The sequence below is a fragment of the Hydrogenophaga taeniospiralis genome (assembly GCF_020510445.1).
GTDB lineage: Bacteria > Pseudomonadota > Gammaproteobacteria > Burkholderiales > Burkholderiaceae_C > Hydrogenophaga.
The window spans coordinates 3,299,590-3,322,898 of the sequence record NZ_JAHBAG010000001.1; the positions used below are offsets into that span (position 1 = coordinate 3,299,590).

The 23,309-nt window shown below is 66.2% G+C and carries 22 protein-coding genes and 1 tRNA gene; 15 read left to right on the forward strand and 8 right to left on the reverse strand.

Annotation, left to right across the window (positions count from 1 at the left end):
* Window positions 1-40 precede the first annotated feature (40 nt).
* Complete coding sequence (locus tag KIH07_RS15795; RefSeq protein WP_226492880.1) at window positions 41-1,588, reverse strand: helicase HerA-like C-terminal domain-containing protein; 1,548 nt, start codon at window positions 1,586-1,588, stop codon at window positions 41-43.
* A 92-nt stretch (window positions 1,589-1,680) separates the two neighbouring features.
* On the opposite strand from KIH07_RS15795, the gene KIH07_RS15800 reads away from it, so the two are divergent.
* The 9 genes from KIH07_RS15800 to KIH07_RS15840 all read left to right on the forward strand — a co-directional run bounded on the left by KIH07_RS15800 (window position 1,681) and on the right by KIH07_RS15840 (window position 10,264).
* Complete coding sequence (locus tag KIH07_RS15800) at window positions 1,681-2,400, forward strand: YebC/PmpR family DNA-binding transcriptional regulator (RefSeq protein WP_226492881.1); 720 nt, start codon at window positions 1,681-1,683, stop codon at window positions 2,398-2,400.
* A 131-nt stretch (window positions 2,401-2,531) separates the two neighbouring features.
* Window positions 2,532-3,806 carry a phosphoribosylamine--glycine ligase gene (purD, locus tag KIH07_RS15805; protein WP_226492882.1) on the forward strand — a complete coding sequence of 425 codons (1,275 nt, stop codon included), beginning with the start codon at window positions 2,532-2,534 and terminating at the stop codon, window positions 3,804-3,806.
* A 49-nt stretch (window positions 3,807-3,855) separates the two neighbouring features.
* A complete protein-coding gene (gene hemF, locus KIH07_RS15810; RefSeq protein WP_226492883.1) occupies window positions 3,856-4,770 on the forward strand; it encodes an oxygen-dependent coproporphyrinogen oxidase in 915 nt (304 codons plus the stop codon).
* A gap of 17 nt (window positions 4,771-4,787) precedes the next feature.
* Entirely contained in the window at window positions 4,788-5,426 is a 639-nt protein-coding gene (nadD, locus tag KIH07_RS15815; RefSeq protein WP_226492884.1) for a nicotinate (nicotinamide) nucleotide adenylyltransferase, read from the forward strand.
* Window positions 5,423-6,181, forward strand: a complete 759-nt coding sequence (gene rsfS / locus KIH07_RS15820) for a ribosome silencing factor (protein ID WP_226492885.1) — start codon at window positions 5,423-5,425, stop codon at window positions 6,179-6,181. Before nadD ends, rsfS begins: the two co-directional genes overlap by 4 nt.
* Window positions 6,178-6,645: a 23S rRNA (pseudouridine(1915)-N(3))-methyltransferase RlmH gene (gene rlmH / locus KIH07_RS15825; protein WP_226492886.1), complete on the forward strand. Its 468-nt coding sequence runs from the start codon at window positions 6,178-6,180 to the stop codon at window positions 6,643-6,645. The genes rsfS and rlmH overlap by 4 nt, the downstream gene beginning before the upstream one ends.
* A 107-nt stretch (window positions 6,646-6,752) precedes the next feature.
* Window positions 6,753-7,370, forward strand: a complete 618-nt coding sequence (locus KIH07_RS15830) for a Maf family protein (protein ID WP_226492887.1) — start codon at window positions 6,753-6,755, stop codon at window positions 7,368-7,370.
* Between the two features lie 36 nt (window positions 7,371-7,406).
* Entirely contained in the window at window positions 7,407-8,963 is a 1,557-nt protein-coding gene (locus KIH07_RS15835; RefSeq protein WP_226492888.1) for an Rne/Rng family ribonuclease, read from the forward strand.
* A 212-nt stretch (window positions 8,964-9,175) separates the two neighbouring features.
* Window positions 9,176-10,264 (forward strand): outer membrane protein, encoded by a 1,089-nt coding sequence (locus tag KIH07_RS15840; protein ID WP_226492889.1) that lies wholly within the window; start codon window positions 9,176-9,178, stop codon window positions 10,262-10,264.
* Between the two features lie 58 nt (window positions 10,265-10,322).
* On the opposite strand, the gene msbA is transcribed toward KIH07_RS15840, so the two are convergent.
* Window positions 10,323-12,137, reverse strand: coding sequence for a lipid A export permease/ATP-binding protein MsbA (msbA, locus tag KIH07_RS15845; protein ID WP_226492890.1), 1,815 nt, complete (start codon window positions 12,135-12,137; stop codon window positions 10,323-10,325).
* Window positions 12,138-12,380: 243 nt separating this feature from the next.
* On the opposite strand from msbA, the gene tolB reads away from it, so the two are divergent.
* From tolB to KIH07_RS15875, 6 genes are all read left to right on the forward strand, one after another.
* On the forward strand, window positions 12,381-13,646 hold the full coding sequence (gene tolB, locus KIH07_RS15850; protein ID WP_226494727.1) for a Tol-Pal system beta propeller repeat protein TolB: 1,266 nt from the start codon (window positions 12,381-12,383) through the stop codon (window positions 13,644-13,646).
* A gap of 65 nt (window positions 13,647-13,711) precedes the next feature.
* Window positions 13,712-14,293, forward strand: coding sequence for a peptidoglycan-associated lipoprotein Pal (gene pal / locus KIH07_RS15855; RefSeq protein WP_226492891.1), 582 nt, complete (start codon window positions 13,712-13,714; stop codon window positions 14,291-14,293).
* 5 nt (window positions 14,294-14,298) lie between these two features.
* Window positions 14,299-15,066, forward strand: coding sequence for a tol-pal system protein YbgF (ybgF, locus tag KIH07_RS15860; RefSeq protein WP_226492892.1), 768 nt, complete (start codon window positions 14,299-14,301; stop codon window positions 15,064-15,066).
* Between the two features lie 73 nt (window positions 15,067-15,139).
* A complete protein-coding gene (locus KIH07_RS15865; RefSeq protein WP_226492893.1) occupies window positions 15,140-16,252 on the forward strand; it encodes a YeeE/YedE family protein in 1,113 nt (370 codons plus the stop codon).
* A 6-nt stretch (window positions 16,253-16,258) separates the two neighbouring features.
* Window positions 16,259-17,080, forward strand: a complete 822-nt coding sequence (locus tag KIH07_RS15870) for a ThiF family adenylyltransferase (RefSeq protein WP_226492894.1) — start codon at window positions 16,259-16,261, stop codon at window positions 17,078-17,080.
* A gap of 45 nt (window positions 17,081-17,125) precedes the next feature.
* A tRNA-Lys gene (locus KIH07_RS15875) sits at window positions 17,126-17,201 on the forward strand.
* 74 nt (window positions 17,202-17,275) lie between these two features.
* On the opposite strand, the gene KIH07_RS15880 is transcribed toward KIH07_RS15875, so the two are convergent.
* The 6 genes from KIH07_RS15880 to KIH07_RS15905 all read right to left on the reverse strand — a co-directional run bounded on the left by KIH07_RS15880 (window position 17,276) and on the right by KIH07_RS15905 (window position 23,309).
* Complete coding sequence (locus tag KIH07_RS15880; protein ID WP_226492895.1) at window positions 17,276-17,515, reverse strand: hypothetical protein; 240 nt, start codon at window positions 17,513-17,515, stop codon at window positions 17,276-17,278.
* A gap of 118 nt (window positions 17,516-17,633) precedes the next feature.
* The gene (locus tag KIH07_RS15885) at window positions 17,634-17,882 is read right to left on the reverse strand and encodes a GlsB/YeaQ/YmgE family stress response membrane protein (RefSeq protein WP_226492896.1); all 249 of its coding nucleotides are present in this window, start codon (window positions 17,880-17,882) and stop codon (window positions 17,634-17,636) included.
* A 159-nt stretch (window positions 17,883-18,041) separates the two neighbouring features.
* A complete protein-coding gene (locus tag KIH07_RS15890; RefSeq protein WP_226492897.1) occupies window positions 18,042-20,078 on the reverse strand; it encodes an ABC-F family ATP-binding cassette domain-containing protein in 2,037 nt (678 codons plus the stop codon).
* The gene (gene prmB, locus KIH07_RS15895) at window positions 20,075-20,968 is read right to left on the reverse strand and encodes a 50S ribosomal protein L3 N(5)-glutamine methyltransferase (protein ID WP_226492898.1); all 894 of its coding nucleotides are present in this window, start codon (window positions 20,966-20,968) and stop codon (window positions 20,075-20,077) included. The genes KIH07_RS15890 and prmB overlap by 4 nt, the downstream gene beginning before the upstream one ends.
* 8 nt (window positions 20,969-20,976) lie before the next feature.
* Complete coding sequence (gene dapE / locus KIH07_RS15900; RefSeq protein WP_226492899.1) at window positions 20,977-22,149, reverse strand: succinyl-diaminopimelate desuccinylase; 1,173 nt, start codon at window positions 22,147-22,149, stop codon at window positions 20,977-20,979.
* Entirely contained in the window at window positions 22,149-23,309 is a 1,161-nt protein-coding gene (locus KIH07_RS15905; RefSeq protein WP_226492900.1) for a PilT/PilU family type 4a pilus ATPase, read from the reverse strand. The genes dapE and KIH07_RS15905 overlap by 1 nt, the downstream gene beginning before the upstream one ends.

Below are 23,309 nucleotides of genomic sequence, written 5' to 3' on the forward strand. Positions count from 1 at the left end.
GAAGCCGAAGAGGGCGCGGAATGGGAAGGGGTCCGCTGGTTCAGCGTTTGCCCCCGAACAGGCCACCCAACACCCCCCGCACGATCTGCCGACCAATCCCACTGGCCACGCTGCGCGCCGCGGTCTTGGCCATGGTCTGCACCAGACCGTCGTATTGGCCTCCGCGCGGACCCGTGCGACCGAACAGGGCTTCGTTCAACATGCCGCCGATGCCGCCACTCCCTGCGGCTTCGGCCGGCTGTTTCGCCACGCCTGGAATGCGCGGGGTCTTGGGCGCGTCGGCTGCCTCGGGCTCCGCCGGGGCGGTGCGGGCGTCCACATGGGCACGCAGGATTTCGTGAGCGCTTTCGCGGTCCAATGCCTTCTCATAGACACCGGCCACCAGCGAGCCCTGCAGCAGGCTCTGGCGCTGTTGGGGCGTGATGGGGCCGAGCTGGCTGCCCGGGGGCAGCACGTACACGCGCTCGGTTTCGCTCGGGCGGCCCTTGGAATCCAGCAGGCTCACCAGGGCCTCACCCACGGCGAGTTCTGTGATGGCGGCTTCGATGTCCAGGCCGGCCTTGGGGCGCATGGTCTCTGCCGTTGCCCGCACGGCCTTCTGGTCGCGTGGGGTGAAGGCGCGCAGCGCGTGCTGCACGCGGTTGCCGAGCTGGCCGAGCACGCTGTCGGGAATGTCCAGCGGGTTCTGCGTCACGAAATAGACGCCCACCCCTTTGGACCGCACGAGGCGCACCACCAACTCGATGCGCTCGATCAGCACCTTCGGTGCCTCGTTGAACAGCAGATGGGCCTCGTCGAAGAAGAACACCAGCTTGGGCTTTTCCGGATCGCCGATCTCGGGCAACTGCTCGAACAGCTCGGACAGCATCCACAGCAGGAAGGTGGCGTACAGGCGCGGCGCGTTCATGAGCTTGTCGGCGGCGAGGATGTTGACCACGCCCTTGCCGTCCACCGTCTGCATGAAGTCGCTGATGTCGAGCATGGGCTCGCCAAAGAACTTGTCGCCGCCTTGCTGCTCGACCTGCATCAGGCCGCGCTGGATGGCGCCGATGCTGGCCGCGCTGATGTTGCCGTATTCGGTGGTGAACTGCTTGGCGTTGTCGCCCACGTGCTGCAGCATGGTGCGCAGGTCTTTCATGTCCAGCAGCAGCAGGCCGTTGTCGTCGGCGATCTTGAACACCAGGTTGAGCACTCCGGCCTGGGTGTCGTTCAGGTTGAGCATGCGCGCCAGCAGCAGCGGCCCCATGTCGCTCACCGTGGCCCGCACCGGGTGGCCCTGTTCGCCGAACACGTCCCACAGCGTGGCGGGGCAGGCTTGGCTCGTGGGCAGGGTGATGCCGCGGTCCTTGAGCACGGCGCTGATCTTTTCGCCGAAGCTGCCCAGCTGGCTGATGCCGGTGAGGTCGCCTTTCACGTCCGCCATGAACACCGGCACACCGATGTTGGAGAACTGCTCGGCCAGGGTCTGCAGGGTCACGGTCTTGCCGGTGCCGGTGGCGCCGGTGATGAGGCCGTGTCGGTTGGCCAGACCCGGCAGCAGGTGGCACTGGGTGGTGGCGTTCTGGGCGATCAGCATCGGTTCGGCCATGGTGGAGGTGGTCCTTCAGGGGGCAAGGTGGGTGAAAACGTAAAATCGGCTGCTTATTAGATCAAACCCGAAACGGGGATAAGGAATCTTTCGTGGCCGGACACAGCAAATGGGCAAATATTCAACACCGCAAGGGTCGTCAGGACGAAAAGCGGGGAAAGATCTGGACGCGCGTCATCCGTGAGATCACGGTGGCCGCCCGCACCGGCGGCGGCGACCCTGCGATGAACCCGCGCCTGCGCCTGGCGATCGACAAGGCCAAGGCCGCGAACATGCCGGCCGACCGCATCAAATACAACGTGGACAAGGCCTCGGGCGCCCTGGAGGGCCAGGCGCTGGAAGAAATTCGCTACGAGGGCTACGGCATTGGCGGTGCCGCCATCATCGTCGACACCATGACCGACAACAAGGTGCGCACCGTGGCCGAAGTGCGCCATGCATTCAGCAAGTACGGCGGCAACCTGGGCACCGACGGTTCGGTGGCGTTCCAGTTCAAACACTGCGGCCAGATCATTTTTGCTCCCGGCACCTCGGAGGACCAGGTGATGGAAGTGGCGCTGGAGGCCGGCGCCGAAGACGTGATCACCGATGAGGACGGCGCCATCGAGGTGCTGACCGCCTACACGGATTTCGAGGCCGTGAAAAACGCGCTGGAAGCGGCGGGCCTGAAGCCCGAGGTGGCCGAGGTGACGATGCGCGCCGAGAACACCGTTCCCCTCGCCGGTGAAGACGCTGCCCGCATGCAGAAGCTGCTGGATGTGCTCGAAGACCTCGATGATGTGCAAGAGGTTTTCCACAACGCCGAGCTGTGACCCACCCCCGAGCCGCGCTGTGCGCGTCACCCCCTCAAGGTGGCAACGCGTGCGGTCCGGCAAAGCCGGTTCCGCCGCGTTCTCGATGGGGCATTGCGCTTCGACACTGTGATTGAATTTTGGAGATGGGTTTGAAAGTTCTGGTGATTGGCGGCGGTGGCCGCGAGCACGCGCTGGCGTGGAAGCTGAAACAGTCCGAGGGCGTGAGCCAGGTCTTCGTGGCGCCCGGCAACGCCGGCACGGCGCGCGACCCACAGTTGGTCAATCTGGCGATCACCGACAAGGTGGCGCTGCGCGAATGGGCGCAGGCCAACGGCGTCGCGCTCACGGTGGTCGGCCCTGAAGCCCCGCTGGCCGCGGGCGTGGTGGACGAGTTCCGTGCCCATGGCCTGTCGATCTTCGGCCCCACGAAAGCCGCCGCGCAACTGGAAAGCTCCAAGGCCTTCTCCAAGGCCTTCATGCAGCGCCACGGCATCCCCACGGCCGAGTACCAGACCTTCACCGATCCGGTGCAGGCCCATGCCTACGTGGACGCCAAGGGCGCGCCGATCGTGATCAAGGCCGATGGCCTGGCGGCGGGCAAGGGCGTGGTGGTGGCCATGTCGCTGCCCGAGGCGCACGAGGCGATCGACTTCATGCTGGTGGACAACACGCTGGGCGTGGCGCACAACGAAGGTGGCGCGCGCGTGGTGATCGAAGAGTTCCTCGAAGGCGAAGAAGCCAGCTTCATCGTCTTGTGCGACGGCGTGAATGCCCTGGCGCTGGCCACCAGCCAGGACCACAAGCGGCTGCTGGACGCGGATCAGGGCCCGAACACCGGCGGCATGGGTGCATATTCGCCCGCGCCGGTGGTCACGCCCGAGGTGCACGACCGCGCCATGAACGAGGTGATCCTGCCGACGCTGCGCGGCATGGCGGCCGACGGCATTCCCTATACCGGCTTCTTGTATGCCGGTCTGATGATCACGCCCGACGGCCGTGTGAAGACCCTGGAGTTCAACTGCCGCATGGGCGACCCGGAAACCCAGCCGATCATGATGCGCCTCAAGAGCAACCTGGCGCAGGTGTTGCTGGCCGCCACGCGCGGCGAGCTTGATCGGGTGGCTTTGGAGTGGGACCCACGCGTGGCGCTGGGCGTGGTGCTGGCGGCTGCGGGTTATCCACTGAGTCCGCGCAAGGGCGATGCCATCACCGGCCTGCCGGCGGATGCGGCCGATCTCATGGTGTTCCACGCCGGTACCAGCGCGTCCAGCGGGGAGGTGGTGACCTCGGGTGGCCGGGTGCTGTGTGTCACAGCCCTTGGCGACACCGTGGCCAGCGCCCAGCGCAAAGCCTACGACGCGATCGACCGCATCCGCTTTGACGGCATGCAGTTCCGCCGCGACATCGGTTACCGCGCGGTGTGATGCCGCGCTTGGCCGGGGCGACCCGATTTCCGCACACCCGGACACCCGCATGAGCCAACAGACGCAAGAGGTTCGCGACTACCTGACCGACCTGCAGGAGCGCATCACATCCACCGTGGCCATGATCGATGGCGGCCGTTTCCTGGTGGACAAGTGGAAGAAGGCGCCTGGTGAACCGCTGCAAGGGCAGGGCATCACGCAGATCCTGGAGGATGGCGCGGTGTTCGAACGCGCCGGCTGCGGTTTCTCGCATGTGAAAGGCCCGCGCCTGCCACCCTCGGCCACGCAACACCGGCCCGAGCTGTCGGGTGCGCCGTTCGAGGCCATGGGCGTGTCGCTGGTGTTCCACCCGCGCAACCCTTATGTGCCCACGGTGCACATGAACGTGCGCATGATCGCCGCCACTCCCCGGGGCGGCGCGCCGGTGTGCTGGTTCGGCGGCGGCATGGACCTCACGCCCTACTATGGTTTCGAGGAAGACGCGGTGCATTTCCACCGCAGCTGCAAGACCGCGCTCGACCCGTTCGGGGTGGACAAGTACCCGCGCTTCAAGACCTGGTGTGACGAGTATTTTTATCTCAAGCACCGCGATGAGCAGCGCGGCATCGGCGGCGTGTTCTACGACGATTTCTCCGAGCTGGGGTTTGCCGGCAGCTTTGCCATGACGGCCTCGGTGGGTGACGCGTTTCTCGATGCCTACCTGCCCATCGTGGACCAGCGCAAGAACATGCCTTACGGCGAGCGCGAGCGCAACTTCCAGCTGTACCGTCGCGGACGCTACGTGGAGTTCAACCTGGTCTGGGACCGAGGAACCCATTTCGGCCTGCAGTCGGGCGGGCGCAGCGAGTCCATCCTGTTGTCCATGCCACCATTGGTGAGCTGGGCCTACAACCGCAAGAGCAAAAAAGGCACACCGGAAGACCGGCTGTACAAGGAATTTCTGGTGCGCAAGGACTGGCTCTGATGGCCCCGGCAAGCGCCATGGCCACGAGGCCCCAGCGTGTGGGCATGTTCGGCGGTGCGTTCGATCCACCCCACTGGGCGCATCGGGCCTTGGCCGACGTGGCGTTGAGCCAGCTCGGGCTCGACGTGCTGCACATCCTGCCCACGGGACAGGCCTGGCACAAGGCACGCGTGCTGTCGCCGGCCCAACACCGGGTGAACATGTGTCGGCTGGCCTTTGGCGACCTGCCCAACACCCGCATCGACGAACGGGAGATCCACCGCGCCGGCCCGAGCTACACCGCCGACACCCTGAAAGAACTGGCCACCGAGTACCCGGGCGCAGAGTTGTTCCTGGTGCTGGGGGCCGACCAGTTGCTGGCCTTCAAAAGCTGGGTGCGCTGGCCCGAGGTGCTGGCGCAGGCCACGCTGGCCGTGGCCAACCGCGCCACCAACATCGGCGCCGACGCCACGCTCGACCCGCAACAGGAAACGGATCTTTCGGGCGTTGACCTGCCATTTCGGCGGCTGGACATGCCGTTGAAAAACATCAGCGCCACCGCCGTGCGTGCCCATCTGGGGCAGACCATCAGCCGCAGTGACTCGCTGCAGGTTCTGGTGCCCGAGGCCGTCGCAAGCTATATTTCACTCCATCACCTTTATCAGAATCCTTCATGACCAGCGAAACCACCGGCAAAAAAGACATCCAGAAACTCCAGCGCGCCATTGTCGATGGGCTTGAGGACGTCAAGGGTCAGGACATCGTGGTCTTCAACACGGAACATCTCTCCCCCCTGTTCGAGCGCGTGATCGTCGCCAGCGGCACATCCAACCGGCAGACCAAGGCGCTGGCCGCCAGCGTGCGCGACGCCGTGCGCGAGGCCGGCTTCGACAAACCGCGCATCGAGGGCGAAGACAACGGCGAATGGATCATCGTGGACTGCGGTGCCGCCGTGGCCCATGTGATGCAGCCCGTGATCCGGCAGTACTACCGCCTGGAAGAAATCTGGGGCTCCAAGCCGGTGCGCCTGAAGCACGGCGCTGAAAAGGCGGCCGAAGCCAAGCCAGCCACCAAGACGGCGGCCAAGACCACGAAGAAAGTCGCCGCCAAGGAAGTCAAGCCGATCGACGCCAAGTCGGTGGCGCGCAAGGCCGCCAAGGCGGCTTCTGCCGCCGTGGTCGCCGCGCCAGCCAAGGCCGGTGCAAAGACGGCCACGCGGGCGACCGGCAAAGCCGCGGTCAAGACGGCCACGAAGCCCGCGAGTCGCAAGACGGCCACCAGCGCCGCACCCGCCAAGACCCCGCTGAAGACCGTGGTGGTCAAGCCCAAGAGCGCGACGCGTCCGGCCGCCAAATCGGCCACCAAACCTGCGGTGAAGCGGGCGCCTGCCGCCAAGACCGTGGCCAAAGCGGCACCCAAGAAAAAGGCATGAAGCTGGTGATCGTCGCGGTCGGGCAGCGCATGCCCGACTGGGCCCAGACCGCCTACGACGACTACGCCAAACGCTTTCCGCCCGAACTGCGGGTGGAAATCAAGACCGTCAAGACCGAACCGCGCGGCTCCAAAACCGTGGAGACGCTGCTGGCGGCCGAGCGCGAGCGCATCCAGGCGGTCCTTCCACGCGGTTGCCGCGTGGTGGTGCTCGACGAGCGCGGCACGGCGCTCACGACCAAGGCGCTGGCCCAGCAGTTGCAGCAATGGCAGCTGGAGGGAGACGACGTGGCCCTGGTGATCGGCGGACCCGACGGCCTGGAACCGGCGTTCCGGGCGTCTGCGCACCAGCGCATTCGCCTGTCCGACCTGACCTTGCCCCACGCGATGGTGCGGGTGCTGCTGATCGAGCAGCTGTACCGGGCGTGGTCGGTCAATGCCAACCACCCTTACCACCGAGAGTGAATTCCGTTCCCTGCGCCTCATCGCCGCGCGGGTCGCGGAGGGGGCGTCCCCCTGCGATCCGGTGGCGGCACCTCCTTCTGCGTTGATCCACAGGTCTTGGTTTTCATATGTCCGATTTCATCTACCTTGCCTCCCAGAGTCCGCGACGCCTGCAACTGCTCGAACAGTGGGGCGTGCGCTGCGAACTGCTGCTGCCCGATGCCGACGAAGACGTGGAGGCACTCGAAGCGCTGCTCCCCGGCGAGGCGCCTGCGGCCTATGTGCAGCGGGTGACCGGTCTCAAACTGGAGGCTTCTCTGGCCAGGCTCCAACGCCGCGGCCTGCCGCCCGCGCCGGTGCTCTGCGCCGACACCACGGTGGCGCTGGGCCGGCGCATCCTGGGCAAGCCGGCCGATGCGGCCGAGGCCTGCCGCATGCTGGCCGATCTGGCGGGCCGTCGCCACCGGGTGCTCACGGCGGTGGCGGTGGGCAAGCCCGGTGCGCGGGGTGCGCGGCGATGGAGCGCACTGTCCACCTCGTGGGTGAGTTTCGATGCGCTCACGCCTGCGCAGATCCGGCGCTACGCCGACAGCGGCGAGCCGCTGGGCAAGGCCGGCGCGTATGCGATCCAGGGGCGCGCTGCGCTGTGGACGCACCACATCAGCGGCAGTTATTCGGGCATCATGGGCCTGCCCGCGCACGAGACGGCGCAGGTGCTGGGCGCCGCTGGCGTGCGGCTGGTCTGAGCCGCCGATCCGATCACAACCGAGACAAGCGATTCCATGAGCCAGGACATTTTGATCAATTGGGCGCCCCAGGAAACCCGTGTGGCGGTGGTGGAGCAGGGCGCGGTGCAGGAAGTGCATCTGGAGCGTACGCTGGAGCGCGGCCTGGTGGGCAACATCTACCTGGGCAAGGTCTCGCGGGTGTTGCCGGGCATGCAGTCGGCTTTCATCGACATCGGTCTGGACCGCGCCGCGTTCCTGCACGTGGCCGACCTCATGCCCAACATCGCGGCCAAACACGCCGCGCCGCGTGAGCGTGGCCAGGCCGCGCCCACGAACGAGGCGTCGGCCCAGCCTGCGCCGAACGGCGGCAACGCCCGTGTGCTCACACCCGATCCGGTGTTGCCGATCGAACGGCAGATCTTTGAAGGCCAGGCGCTCATGGTGCAGGTGCTCAAGGATCCGATCGGCACCAAGGGCGCGCGCCTGACGGCGCAGATGAGCATTGCGGGGCGGCTGCTGGTGTTCCTGCCGCAGGACAACCACATTGGCGTGTCGCAGAAGATTCCGCCGGCCCAGCGTGAAGCGCTGCGCCAACGCCTGGTGCGGCTGACCGCCACGTCCGACGGCAGCGCTGCGGGCGGCTTCATCCTGCGCACCAATGCCGAGGACGCGACCGACGAAGAGCTGATTGAAGACACAGCCTACCTGCGCAAGACCTGGTTGCGCATCAAGGAGGCGTCCACGCGCCAGCCGCCCGCCACGCTGCTGCACGAAGACCTGAACCTGATGCAGCGCGTGCTGCGCGACCTGGTGAGTGCGCAGACGCAGTCGATCCGCATCGATTCACGCGAACAGCATGGCCTGCTGAAGGCCTTCGCGGCCGAGTTCATGCCCGATACGGTGGGCAAGCTGCAGCACTACAGCGGCGAGCGCCCGATCTTTGACCTGTTCAACATCGACGAAGACATCGTGCGCGCGCTCAGTCGCCGGGTCGATCTGAAATCCGGCGGGTATCTGGTGATCGACCAGACCGAGGCGCTGACCACGGTGGACGTGAACACCGGTGGTTTTGTGGGGGCGCGCAATTTCGACGACACGGTGTTTCGCACCAATCTCGAAGCCGCCCAGACGATCGCGCGCCAGTTGCGCCTGCGCAACCTGGGAGGCATCGTCATCGTGGATTTCATCGACATGGTGCGCGAGGACCACCGCGAGGCCGTGCTCACCGAGTTCCGCAAACAGCTCGCGCGCGACCGTGTGAAGACCATGATCGGCGGTTTTTCGCAACTCGGTCTGGTGGAGATGACGCGCAAGCGCACGCGCGAGTCGCTGGCGCAGATGCTCAGCGAACCCTGCGCGGCCTGCAGTGGCAAAGGCGTGGTCAAGACCGCGCGCAGCGTCTGCTACGACATCCTGCGCGAGATCCTGCGCGAGGCGCGGGCCTTCAACCCGCGCGAGTTCCGTGTGGTGGCTGCCCCCCAGGTGGTCGAGCTGTTTCTGGACGAAGAAAGCCAGCATCTGGCCGGCCTGAGCGACTTCATCGGCAAGCCGATTTCGCTGCAGGCCGAAGGGTCCATGACGCAGGAGCAGTACGACATCGTGCTGCTGTAGCCGCGGGTTGCCGCCGCGCTCGCACCGGACGCTTCTGGCGCGACTCTGTGACCGGAATGACACAGCCAACACGCTGAACTCTTTTTTTCCCCGATTCATGGGCTTGTCGCTGCGTGTCTTCGTGACAATCGGGCGCTGTGCGCAAAACCTGGGGTTTTCCCCGAGGCGCTTGCGGACAATTTGCCGTTTTCACTCTGTTTTTGGATAACAACATGCTCAGGAATTCCCTCAAGCCACTTTTGCTCCTGTTGGGTGGCACTCTCTTTACGTTTCATGCCCACGCGGGCCAAGTCTCTGACAAGAACGGCAACGTCGGCTACGACACCGCTGCCGAGTGCGATGCGGCCGTTCAGGCGGGAACCGCCAAGTTCTACCAGCCCAGCACCAAGATGAGCCCGTTGCGCCGCAAGGGCGAGACCGCTGTGCGCACGGCACGCCTGGCCGATCTGGGACCCCAGTACCGGCTCGGCGCTTGTGATGTGGGCGTGGGCCGCAAAAATGGCCGCAACGGCGTCGCCAAACCGTTGCAGGGCAAGTTCGTGCCCTACAGCCCGGACATGCCCGTCAACCAGTACCTGAACAAGTCGGGCGAGGGCGTGCGCGCCACCATGGCCCAGTGCGACAACCGCTTCTCGGACGTCGTGCCCCGCGCGGTGCCTATGCCCGCTCCAGCACCGGTGGCCGCACCGGTAGCGGCCGCGCCCGCTCCCTCGCCTGCACCGGTCGCTGCTGCGCCGGTGGCCGCACCCGCTCAGGCCGCGTCACCCGCCGCGCGCATGACGCCGTACGTGTTTGGCACGGTCGGCTCGGTGCACGACAGCGTGATCCACCTCGAGAACAATCCGGCCCACAGCGTGGGTGCCAGTGGCACCGAAACCGGCCTCCAGCTGGGCGCGGGTCTGCAGTTCAACGACTTGCTGGGCGCCGAGGTGTTCTACCAGGGTGGCAAGAGCCTGGAGTACCCCGCGGCGAATGGCTATGTGAACGCGCTCTCCACACGGGTCTTCGGTGCACGCGTGACCGTGGGCGCGAACGTGACCGACGATCTGCGCCTGTTCGCCAAGGCCGGTGTGGCCAACGTGAAGCACAGCAGTTCCAAAGGCACGCATTGGACCCAGGCGGCTGGCGCCTCCCACTCGGACAGCCAGACCCGTCCCCTGATCGGCTTTGGCGCCACCTACGGCCTGACGGAAAATCTGTCGGTTCGTTTTGATGCCGACCACACCTTCAAGCGTCGCGTGAACAACGCCGGCTGGGGCAACCTGGACTACTTCGGCGTGGGCCTGCAATACAACTTCTGAGCCCGCTCAGAGGTCTGAACCGAAACCGGAGCCGCCTGCACAGGTGGCTCCGGTTTTTTCATTCCTGTTCGACTTCCGGTTTGAAGCCCTGCGCATGCAACCGGGCATACAGGCCGTCGGCATGCAACAGCTCACGGTGCGTGCCCTGTTCCATGATCTGTCCGTTGGCCAGCACCACCACGCGGTCGGCGTGTTCGATGGTGGACAGGCGGTGCGCGATCACCAGCGTGGTGCGGCCCTTCATGAGGCGGGCCAGCGCGTCCTGCACCAGCCGTTCGGATTCGTTGTCCAGCGCAGACGTGGCCTCGTCCAGGATCAGGACCGGCGCATCCTTGTAGATCGCCCGCGCGATCGCCAGCCGCTGGCGTTGGCCGCCGGAGAGTTCGGCGGCGTTGTGGCCCACCGTGCTGTGCACCCCTCTCGGCAGTCGCTCGACCAGATCGCCCAGGTTGGCCGAGTCGAGCGCGGCGCGCACGCGGGCCTCGTCGATCTCGTCGTCCGCGGCACCCAGCGCCACATTGGCCGCCAGCGTGTCGTTGAGCATCACCACGTCCTGGCTGACCATGGCGAACTGGCGGCGCAGGCTGCGCAGGTCCCAGTCGGGCAGCGCCACGCCATCGAGCAGCACCTCGCCACGCTCGACTTCCACGAAGCGGGGCAACAGGTTGGCCAGGGTGGTCTTGCCCGATCCCGAGGGGCCCACCAATGCCAGCACTTCACCGGGGCGGATGTGCAGATCGATGCCCCGCAACGCGGTGCGGCTGGCATCGTCGGCCTCGTTCGGAGTCGCTCCGTCCTTGGCCGGGTAGCGCACCCACACCTGCCGGAGCGAAATATCGCCCTGTGCGTGCGTGGCGGTGTGGGTGCCGCTGGTTTGCTCCGGTGTGTGGTCGATCAGGTCCAGGCCGCGCTCCAGCGCGGCCAGGCCGCGCGTGATGGGGCCGGCGATCTCAGCCAGGTGGCGGATCGGCGCGATCAGCATCAGCATGGCGGTGACGAAGGCGACGAAGTTGCCCACCGTCACCCCGCTGCTGCTGCTCTGCCACAGCGCGACCGCGATCACCGCCGACAGCGCGGCAGCCGCCAGCAGCTGCGTGAGCGGCGTCATGGCGGCCTGAGCGATGGTGGATTTCAGGGCCAGCCGCCGCAGCGCCACGCTCAGGCCATCGAAGCGGTGGGTCTGGCGCTGCTGCGCACCATGAAGCCGCACCACGCGGTGGGCCAGCGCGTTTTCCTCGACCACATAGGCCAGTTCATCGGTGGCGTCCTGGCTCGACTTGGTGAGCTTGTAGAGGCGGCGCGAGAGCACGCGCATGATCAGGACCAAGCCTGGAAACAGCAGCAGCACGATCAGGGTGAGCTTCCAGTTCAGGTACATCAGATAGCCCATCAGGGCCAGCAGGGTCAGGCTGTCCTTGGTGAGCGTGAGCAGCGCCGACACCAGCATGGTGGAGCCCGTCTGGACCTCGTAGACCAGGGTGTTGGAAAGCTTGCTCGCGCTCTGGCGGGCAAACAGCGTCATCTGCGCATGGTTGAGCTTGACGAACATGGCCCGGCGCAGATTCAGCAGGCCCAGGCTGGCGGTGTAGGACAGCGCGTACTGCGCCACGAAACCGGCCATGCCCCGGATGCCGAACAGCCCCATGAGGGCCACGGGCACCATCCACAAGGCGATGTTGCCTTCGGCGAAACCCCGGTCCAGCAGCGTCTTGAGCAGCGCTGGAATCATGGGTTCGGTGGCCGCGCCCAGCAGGGTTCCCATGGCAGCGAGCGCGATGCCGGCGCGGGCGGAGCGGAAATACGGCCACAGCCGCTTCAGGCGTTGCCGGATCGTCTCTGCCGGCAGGGAGCGCGTGGGAATCGATGGGGTCAAGGCGGTGTGGCCTGGCGGCTTTTGGGGGTGTCGAAAGATCGGTTCGGGCCAACAGGAAGTGCCCGGTCATACCGCAGGAAAGAAGGGGTGACGGCACATCTTGTCACGGGGCCCGTGCCCGGTTCCGTTATTATCCGTTGTCGGACCCGCAGGACGCGCCTGTGGCGTCGTTTTCGCCCCTCCCCAACCTTGTGACGAATGCTGGATTTGAACCCATCTGACTGGCGACTTTCCCGACGCGGCATGCTCAGCGGCGCCGCAGCCCTCCCTCTGATGGCGATGCCTTGGCAGGCAGCCCAGGCCCAGTTCCGCGTCGAAGTGTCCGGCGCGGGCATGACGCAGATACCGTTCTCTGCCGTCAGCTTTCGAGAGAATGCGCAGATCGATCAGGACATGGCCGCCATCGTGCGCGCCGATCTCGAGCGCAGCGGGCAGTTCCGTTTTGTCGAACCCGTGGCCGCACGGCTGGACGAAACCTCCCGGCCGGACCTCACGCCCTGGCGCAGCAAAGGGGCCGACTCCCTGCTCACCGGCAGCGTGACGCGCCTGGCCGATGGCCGCTACGACGTGCGGTTCCGCCTGTGGGACGTGGTTCGTGGGCAAGACCTCGGCGGGTTGAGCTACCCCGTGGCCACACAAGATCTGCGCCTCGCGGCCCACCGCATTGCCGACTACATCTACGAAAAACTCACCGGCGAAAAGGGTGTCTTCTCGACCCGCATCGCTTATGTGACCAAGGCCGGCACGCGCCACAGCCTGTGGGTGGCCGATGCCGATGGCGAAAATGCGCGGGCCGCGCTGACCAGCGCGGAACCCATCATTTCCCCCAGCTGGGCACCCGGCGGGGCGCAGTTGGCCTACGTGTCGTTCGAGTCACGCAAGCCGGTGATCTATTCGCACGACGTGGCCACGGCCAGGCGCCGGCTGCTCGCCAACTTCCGCGGCTCCAACAGCGCCCCTTCGTGGTCGCCCGATGGCCGGCAATTGGTGGCCACGCTCTCGATCTCCGGCAACGCGCAGATCTACGCCATGGAGTCCGACGGTGGCGAGCCCCGCCGGCTGTCCCAGAGCTCCAGCATCGACACCGAGCCGGTGTTCAGCGCCGACGGCCGGACCATCTTCTTCGTCAGCGATCGCGGTGGATCGCCACAGATTTACAAGATGGGCGCGCAGGGCGGCAACCCCCAGCGCGTGACCTTCACAGGCAACTACAACATCTCGCCGTCGCCGAGCCCGGACGGGCGCTGGCTGGCTTTCGTTTCGCGCGTGGGGGGGGCCTTTCGCCTGCACGTGATGGAGCTGGCCAACGGCAATGTGACCGCTGTGACGGACACCAGCGCCGATGAAAGCCCGAGCTTCGCGCCCAACAGCCGCATGATCATCTATGCCACCCGCGACAAAGGCCAGGAAGCGCTCATGACCACCACCGTGGATGGCCGCATCAAGACCCGGCTTGCCGGCGCACGCGGCGACATCCGCGAGCCCGAGTGGGGCCCCTTCACACGCTGAGGGCTGCCGGCCCCTGGTTCACCGCATCCATTCCATTGCATACCCGTTCAGAAAGGGACATCCTCATGTTGAAAAACGCCAAACCCGACGCTCACTCCTCGACCCGCAACACGCCTCGCTGGCTGACTTGGCTCACCGGCGCCGTGCTGGTGGTTTCTCTGGCCGCCTGCGGCTCCAGCGTGAAGCTCGACGACGTGCCGGTGGAAGATCGCGGCACCTCCACCGGCGCGGGTGGCCAGGGCGGGCAGGGCAGTGGTGTGGACCCGCGCGGGGTTGCCGGGGTCGAAGTGCCCGGCATGGACTCCCAGCAGCCAGCGGGGATGGCCCGCGTGATCTATTTCGACTACGACAGCTACGAAGTGCGCGCTGATTTCACCGCCACGCTCGAAGCCAACGCCCGCTACCTCAACGCCAATCGCAATCGCAAAGTGGCGCTCGAAGGCCACACCGACGAACGTGGTGGACGTGAATACAACTTGGCACTGGGTCAGAAACGCGCCGAAGCCGTGCGCCGCGCGCTGACCTTGCTGGGCGTCCCCGAGACGCAGATGGAGCCCGTGAGCTTTGGTGAAGAAAAGCCTGCGGTGCCGGGTTTTGATGAAGAGTCGTTTGCCAAGAACCGTCGCGTTGAACTGACCTACCGCTGAGCACCATGCGTTTTTCCCTGACATCCGCGGCGGCGATGCTGACCGTTGCCGGTTGGTGGCCGCTGCAGGCGCATGCCCTGTTCGATGACGACGAAGCGCGCAAGGCCGTCATCGAACTGCGACAGAAGTTTGAAGCCAAAAGCCAGGCCACCGATGCCGCTCTGGCCGAAGCGCGGGAAAGCGGTGCGGCCCACCGCCGCAGCCTGCTTGAACTCTCCAACCAGATCGAGGAGCTGCGCGGCGAACTGGCCCGGCTGCGCGGGCAGAACGAGCAGCTCGCGCGCGAGGTCTCCGAATTGCAGCGCCAGCAGAAGGATGTTCAGGTCGGGATCGACGAACGCCTGCGTCAGGTGGAACCGGTGCGGGTGTCTCTGGATGGCCTGGAGTTCACGGCGACACCCGAGGAAAAGCGCGATTTTGATGCGGCCATGGAAGTGCTGCGCCGCTCCGACTTTGTGCGGGCGTCGCAGGCTTACGCGGCCTTCATGCGCCGTTATCCGGACAGCGGCTACACCCCGTCGGCACTGTATTGGCTGGGCAACGCGCAGTACGCAAACCGGGCCTACAAAGACGCCATTGACAGCCATCGCCGCTTGGTGACGCAGTACCCCACACACCTGCGTGCGCCCGAAGCCATGCTGGCCATGGCCAACAGCCAGATCGAGATGAAAGACAGCAAGACGGCACGCCGCACGCTGAACGATCTGGTGAAACAGCATCCGCGGTCCGAGGCCGCGGCAGCGGCCCGCGAACGGCTGGCGGGTCTGCGCTGACGCGCCAGCGCCCGCCCTGGCGGGCACCGTGATGCAGCAGGCCCCTCGTGGGCCTGCTCCTACAATGGCGGCCATGGAAATCGCCGACCTTCACAAACTGCAGACTCTGGTGCTCTGGGCCGCATTCGCGGTGTCCGCGGCGTTTGGGTTCATCGCCCAGCGCACCCACTTCTGCACCATGGGGGCCATCAGCGACATCGTCAACATGGGCGCGTGGACGCGCATGCGCATGTGGGGCATGGCCGTCGGCGTGGCCATGATCGGTTTTTACGCCATGGGCTGGCTGGGCTGGATCGACACCAGCAAAACCATCTATTCGACGGGCCGCATCATCTGGTTGTCGGCGCTGGTGGGTGGTGCGCTGTTCGGTTTCGGCATGGTGCTGGCATCCGGTTGCGGCAGCAAGACTTTGGTGCGCATCGGCGCGGGCAGTCTCAAGTCGCTGGTGGTGTTCTTCGTCATGGGGTTTGCCGCCTTCGCCACATTGCGCGGCGTGTTGGCGGTGGCCCGTGTCAACACGCTGGACCAGGTGGCTTTCGACATCACGGCGGGCGGCACCGTGCCGGTCTGGGTCGCGGGCGCCTTGGGCGTCAAACCCGCGTTGGCGGGGTTGCTGCTGGCTTTGCTGGTCGGCGGCGCCCTGGTGCTGTGGGCGTTGACCGAGCCGGAGTTCCGCACCGGCAGCAATCTGTCCGGTGGCGTGGGCATCGGGCTCATGATTGTGGCCATGTGGTGGGTCAGCGGCCACCTCGGGTTTGTCCAGGAACACCCAGAAACCCTCGATTCGGTCTACCTCGCCACCAACACCGGGCGCATGGAGTCGCTGACATTCAGTGCTCCGATGGCCTACGCGCTGGACTGGCTCATTCTGTTCAGCGACACCTCCAAGGTGCTGACGCTGAGCGTCATCAGTGTGGCCGGGGTGGTGGTGGGTGCTTTTGTGCAAGCGCTGGTGGGGCGCAGTTTCCGCTGGGAAGGTTTTCGCGGCACGCAGGACACGGCGCTGCACCTGGTGGGCGCGTTCTGCATGGGTGTGGGCGGGGTCACGGCGCTGGGTTGCACCGTGGGCCAGGGCCTTTCCGGACTCTCCACCCTCAGCCTGACGAGCATGATCGCTGTCACGGGCATCGTGCTGGGCGCGATCGCCGGTTTTCGCTTCCAGATGTGGTTGATCGAGCGTGAGTGACCGCGCATGAGCATCGATTTCGAGCGCCGCTTTGGGGGCCTGCGCCGGCTCTACGGCATGGAGGGGTCCCAGCGCATCTTCGACGCACATGTGGTGGTGGTCGGCATCGGGGGCGTGGGCTCCTGGGCGGTCGAGGCGCTGGCGCGCAGCGGCGTGCGGCGCCTCACACTGATCGACATGGACCATGTGTCCGAGTCCAACATCAACCGGCAGATTCACGCGCTTGACGCCACCTTGGGTCAATCGAAGGTGCTGGCCATGCGTGAGCGGATCGCCCAGTTCCACCCGGCCTGCGTGGTCGATGTGATCGACGACTTTGTGACCCCGGAAAACTGGCCCCAAGCGCTGGAGGCACTCGGCGTCGAGGCTGACGCGGGCGGCCTGGGCCTCATCGATGCCTGCGACCAGGTGCGGGCCAAGACCGCCCTGGCCGCCTGGGCGCTGAACCAGCATGTGCCCTTGGTGACGGTGGGCGCCGCGGGTGGAAAACGTCAGGCCCACGCGGTGGACATGGCCGATCTGGCCGACACCACCCACGATCCGCTGCTGGCCCAGTTGCGCTACCGCTTGCGCAAACATCACGGCGCGGCCCGGACGGGGCGCATCGGCGTGAATTGCGTGTTCAGCCGAGAGACCGTGGCCGCTCCCGATGCGTCCTGCCAGCTGGATGCGGGGGATGGATCACTCAATTGCCACGGTTACGGCTCGGCCGTGAGCGTGACCGCCACGTTTGGTTTGTGCGCGGCGGGGGCGCTGATGAATGTGCTGGCGAACAACGCACACAAGATTCCATTGGGTCTTCAAAAAGACCCAAAAATGACGCTATAATTTGAGGCTTCGCAACAAGGCTGAAAGCCAAAGTTTCGAAACCGTGGGACGTTAGCTCAGTTGGTAGAGCAGCGGACTTTTAATCCGTTTGTCGTGGGTTCGACCCCCGCACGTCCCACCAAAATCATGGCGTAAAGCCTGAAAAGCCTGCTATCGCATCGGTAGCAGGCTTTTTTGTTTGTGCAGATCAAAGGCTCAGAGGCCCAGGATTTTCTTGGCCTGCGCCAGCGCCTTCATCGAGGCGTCGTGATCGCCCGCCTTGTGCAGGCGTTCACCGTCGGCGCGCAAAGTCATCACCTTCTCCTGGTCGGCCGCCGCCAAAGCCGGTTTGGTTGCCAGCTTGGCATCGATGGCCTTCATCTCGGTCGGGCAACTATTGGCCAGAGCCACGCCCGAGAACAACAGCGCGCAGGACGTCAACAACAGCTTCTTCATGACAAACCCCTCAAACGACCAGCACATGCTGGGGTCGGGATTGTTTCAGAGCTGTCCGGTGGGCACCAGTGCCCCGCATTAACCGCGTTGCGATCCCAGGATTCGCATCAGGTCCGGGTCACTTCTTCTTGACGAAGCCGTAGACCACGAGCAGCAGTACCGCGCCGATCACGGACGCAATGAAGCCGGCCGCCTGTCCCGGCGCATACAGCCCGAGCGCCGCGCCCAGGTAGCTGGCCAGAAACGATCCGGCCACGCCCAGGATGGCGGTCATGATCCAGCCCATGCCGTCGTCGCCGGGTTTGAGGGCACGTGCGACAAAGCCTGCGATGAGGCCAATGAAGAGGGTTCCAAGCAGGGACATCATGGGCGGTCTGCCTTTCGGGCAAAGGTGGTTGAGAAGACGCGCTCAACTGTAGCGCCGAGCTGGTGTTTTCGCCGTGCTTGGCGGTGCCAGGGCCGGGCCGCCGTGATGGGCGTCGCCCAGGTGTGGCGTCCAGCGCACGCGCGCCAACCCCGCCCGGCTTCAACCCGCGTTCATCGCATCAATGGCTTCCGTGAGCTCCAGCCAGCGACCTTCCAGCGTGTCGATTTCGTCGTTGACAGCCTTGAGTCGGCGGCCCGAGTCGGCCATGGCCGCGGGGCTGGTGGGCTGGCTCAGGAGGGTCTCCAGTTGCGCTCTTTCCTGTGCCAGTGCCGCGGTTCGCTTCTCGTTCTGTTCCAGCTCCTTCTTCAGGGGGCGGGCCTGTTCGGCCAACTGCTGGCGGCGCTGGGCATCCTGCCGACGTTGCTCGGGGCTGCGGGTCGCCGCGCTGGAGGGCGCGGCCACCGGAGCCTGCGGCGCCGGGGCAGTGGCCTTGGGAGCGGGCGTCGCCACGGCGGGGGCAGCGCCTCGCGCCTGGTCGCGCTGTTCCTGGCGCTGGGCTTCGCGCGACTGCTTGGCCATGTCCAGCAGGTAGCGCTGGTAGTCGTCCAGATCGCCGTCGAAGGGTGCGATGCCACCGCGAGAGACCAGCCAGAACTCGTCGCACACGGCGCGCAGCAGGGCACGGTCGTGGCTGACCAGCATGACGGTGCCTTCGAACTCATTGAGCGCCATCGACAAGGCCTCGCGGGTTGCCAGGTCCAGGTGGTTGGTGGGCTCGTCGAGCAGCAGCAGGTTGGGGCGCTGCCAGACGATCATGCACAGCACCAGCCGCGCTTTTTCGCCACCGCTCATGCTGCCCACGGCCTGCTTCACCTGGTCGCCGGTGAAGTTGAAACTGCCCAGGAAACTGCGCAGATCCTGCTCGCGGGTGGATTGGCCGCTGAGGCGGCCCTGCGCCGTGCAGTCGCGTACCAGCCGGATCATGTGCTCCAGCGGGGTGTCGGCCGGGCGCAGCACATCGAGTTCCTGCTGCGCGAAGTAGCCGATGTTCAGGCCCTTGCCTTCGATGATGTCGCCACTGATGGCGGCCAGATCGCGCGCGATGGTCTTGACCACCGTGGACTTGCCCTGGCCGTTGGCGCCCAGGATGCCGATGCGCTGCCCGGCCAGCACCGAGCGGCTGACGTTGCGCACGATCACGGTGGGCTCGCCACCGTCTTCCAGCGGCGGGTAGCCGAAACTGACCTCGTGCATCGCCAGCATGGGGTTGGGCAGGTTCTGCGGTTCGCTGAACTCGAAGGTGAACTCGGCGTCGGCCAGCACCGGGCCGATCTTTTCCATGCGCTCCAGCGCCTTGACCCGGCTCTGCGCCTGTTTGGCCTTGCTGGCCTTGGCCTTGAAGCGGGCGATGAACTTCTGCAGGTGCGCCACCTTGTCCTGCTGCTTGGAATACGCCGTGGCCTGCAGCGCCATCTGCTCGGCGCGCATGTCTTCGAACTTGCTGTAGTTGCCGCCGTATCGCGTGAGCAGGGCACGTTCGATGTGGATGGTGACGTCGGTCACGGCATCGAGAAACTCGCGATCGTGGCTGATCACGAGCATGGTGCCTTCGTAGCGCTTGAGCCAGGCTTCCAGCCAGACCAGGGCGTCCAGGTCCAGGTGGTTGGTGGGTTCGTCGAGCAGCAGCAGGTCGCTCGGGCACATGAGCGCGCGAGCGAGCTGCAGGCGCATGCGCCAGCCGCCCGAGAAGCTGTTGACCGGGCGTTCCAGCTCGTCGGTGCGGAAACCCAGGCCCAGGATCAGGGCCTGCGCGCGCGCCGGCGCATCGTGTTCACCCGCGTCGTGCAGCGCCATGTAGGCGTGGGCCATGCGCTCGCCATCGCCGCTGTCTTCCGAGGCCTGCACCTCCTGGCGCGCGGCCAGCAGGGTCACGTCGCCTTCGATGACGAACTGCGTGGCCGGCATGTCGGTCTCGGGCATGTCCTGCGCCACCTGCGCCATGCGCCACTGCGCAGGCACGTAGAAATCGCCCTTGTCTTCGTGCAGGGTGTGGTTGAGCAGGCCGAACAGGCTGGACTTGCCCGCGCCGTTGCGGCCGACGAGGCCGACTTTTTCGCTGGGGTTGATGGTGGCGGACGCGCCATCGAGCAGGACCTTCGTGCCACGACGAAGGACCAGGTTTTTCAGAGTGATCATGGGTGGGGCGCAGGCTGGACGGCCAGCGCCGAAAGGGATTCGGAGGTGAGAAGAAGAACCTGGTCGTCGCCGGCACTGGTGGACAGCCACACGGCTTCGAGCTGCGGAAGGGCCGCTTCGAAGTGCTCGCGTTCGTTGCCGATTTCGAGCACCAGCACGCCATGCGGACCCAGCCGCGCGGGCAGGTCGCGCAGCAGCGCACGAACGAAGTCCATGCCGTCGGCACCGCCAGCCAGGGCCAGCGCGGGTTCGGCGGTGTATTCGGCGGGCAGCTCGCGCATGCTCTGCGCGTTCACGTAGGGCGGGTTGCACAGCACCAGGTCGTAGGGGCCGGGGCAGGCCTTGAGCCCGTCGGATTCGATGAGCGTGACGCGGTCCTGCAACCGGTGGCGGTCCACGTTGATGCGGGCCACGGCCAGCGCGTCGGCAGAGATGTCGGCGCCGGTGACCTGCACCTCGGGCCAGGCCATGGCGGCCAGCACGGCCAGGCTGCCGTTGCCGGTGCACAGGTCCAGCACGCGCGTGGTGTGTTCGCCCAGCCAGGGGTCGATGCCACCGTCGGCGATCAGCTCGGCGATGAAGCTGCGCGGCACGATGGCCCGCTCGTCCACATAGAACGGCACGCCTTGCAGCCAGGCCTCGCGCGTGAGGTAGGCAGCGGGTTGGCGGGTTTCGATGCGGCGGGTGATCAACGCGGCGACGGCCTGGGCGGCCTCGTCGGTCACGGGCAGCGTGGCCAGCGCATCGAGGTCGCTGTCGAGGGGCAGCCCCAACTGCCACAGCACCAGCCAGGCCGCTTCGTCGTGGGCGTTGGTGGTGCCATGCCCATAGGCCAGCGAGGCGGCGGCGAGGCGGCGCTGCGCCTCGGCCAGGGTGTGTTGCAGGTTCATGGGGCGGGTCAGCGGCCTGCGCCGGCCCGTCGGGCCAATTGGTCCAGGGTGCGGCGGTAGATGTTCTTGAGCGGCTCGATGTCGGCCACCGCGACGTGTTCGTCGATCTTGTGGATGGTGGCGTTGGGGGGGCCGAGTTCGATCACCTGGGGGCAGACCTGGGCGATGAAACGCCCGTCGCTGGTGCCGCCGGTGGTGGAGAGCTGGGTGTCGATGCCGGTCTCGGCCCGGATCGCCGCGCGCACGGCGTCGACCAGAGGGCCGGGTTCGGTGAGAAAGGGCAGGCCACCCACGGTCCACGCCAGATCGAAGTCCGTGCCGGCCTGCAGTCCCTGGCGCTGCAGGATGTCCACGACACGCTGCTGCAGGCCGTCGGGTGTGGACGCGGTGGAGAAACGGAAGTTGAAATCGATCACCACGGTGCCGGGAATGACGTTGCTCGCGCCCGTGCCGCCGTGAATGTTGCTGACCTGCCAGGTGGTGGGCGGGAAGAAGGCATTGCCCGTGTCCCAGACGGTGGCCACGAGTTCGGCCAGCGCGGGCGCCACCATGTGAATCGGGTTCCTGGCGAGCTGCGGGTAGGCGATGTGACCCTGGATGCCCTTGACCGTGAGCTTGCCGCTCATGGTGCCGCGGCGGCCGTTCTTGATCATGTCGCCGGTGCGCTCCACCGAGGTGGGTTCGCCGACGATGCACCAGTCCAGCCGTTCGCCGCGCTTTTGCAGTTCGCGGCAGACGATCACTGTGCCGTCGTTGGCCGGGCCTTCTTCGTCGCTGGTGAGCAGGAAGGCCACGTCGATCAATGGCTCGGGGTTGGAGGCGATGAATTCTTCGCAGGCCACGACCATGGCCGCCAGCGAGGCTTTCATGTCGCTGGCCCCACGGCCGTAGAGCTTGCCGTTACGGTGCGAGGGCACGAACGGGTCGCTGGCCCAGGCCTCCAGCGGGCCGGTGGGAACCACGTCGGTGTGGCCGGCGAACACCAGGGTCGGCTGGTCGCCGCGGCCGCGGCGGGCCCAGAGGTTGGTCACGCGGAAATCGGCCGGGCCGCTCTCCAGCGTTTCGCAGGCGAAGCCCAGGGCCGACAGGCGCGACGCGATCAGCGCCTGACAGCCCGCGTCCAGGGGGGTGACCGAGGCACGGGCGATCAGTTCTTCGGTCAGGCGCAGGGTGGCGGTCATCAGAATTTGACGTCGAGGGTGAACTCGGTGAAGGTGGCGCTGTCGCCGTTCTCTTCTTCGCCCGGCGTGGCCTGCTGGTTGGTGCGCGTGGTGTTGAAGTCGTTCTGCAGCCGCCACATGAGGTTGCTGGGCGAGTCGGCGTGGGCCAGGCCCTCGTTGCGAGACACCAGGCCGTCCACGATGAGCCGGGACAGGTCCTGCTCGAAGCTCTGCGAGCCTTCGGCCAGTGACTTTTCCATCGCTTCACGCACGCCGGAGAAGTCGGCTTTCTGGATCAGGTCGGCGATCAGCGCGGTGTTGAGCATCACTTCCATGGCCGGCACGCGCCCGCCGGTGTGGGTGCGCAGCAGGCGTTGCGAGACGATGGCGCGCAGCGCCGAGGACAGGTCGCCCAGCATGGTGGGGCGCACTTCCACCGGGTAGAAGCTCAGGATCCGGTTGAGGGCCTGGTAGCTGTTGTTGGCGTGCAGCGTGGCCAGACACAGGTGGCCCGACTGGGCATAGGCGATGGCCGCCGACATGGTTTCGCGGTCGCGGATTTCGCCGATCAGGATCACGTCGGGTGCCTGGCGCAGAGCGTTCTTCAGGCCGATCTGCAGCGAGGCGGTGTCGGTGCCGATCTCGCGCTGGTTGATCACCGATTTGCGGTTGCGGTAGACGTACTCGATCGGGTCCTCGATGGTGAGGATGTGGCCGGTGGAGCGGTCGTTGCGGTGATCGATCATGGCCGCGAGCGTGGTGGACTTGCCCGCGCCGGTGGCACCCACCATCAACACCAGTCCGCGTTTTTCCATGATCAGCTCGGACAGGATCGGCGCCACGTTGAGCGAGTCCAGGCTGGGCACGTCCCCCGGTATGAAGCGGATCACCACGGCGTAGTTGCCGCGCTGGCGAAAGGCACTGACGCGGAAGTTGCCCACGCCTTCCAGCGGCACGGCCATGTTGAGCTCACCGGTCTCATGCAGCTCTTCGATGCGCGTGGCCGGCACGATCTCGGCGAGCAGGTTGCTGGGTGCGTCCGGCGGCATCACCTGGCTGTTGACCGGGATGGTCTGGCCATTGATCTTGATCATGGCCGGCGCATGCGCCGAGAGATAGACGTCCGAGGCCTTCTTCTCGGCCATCAGGCGCAGGATGCGCTCCATTGTTCCGCTGCTCAT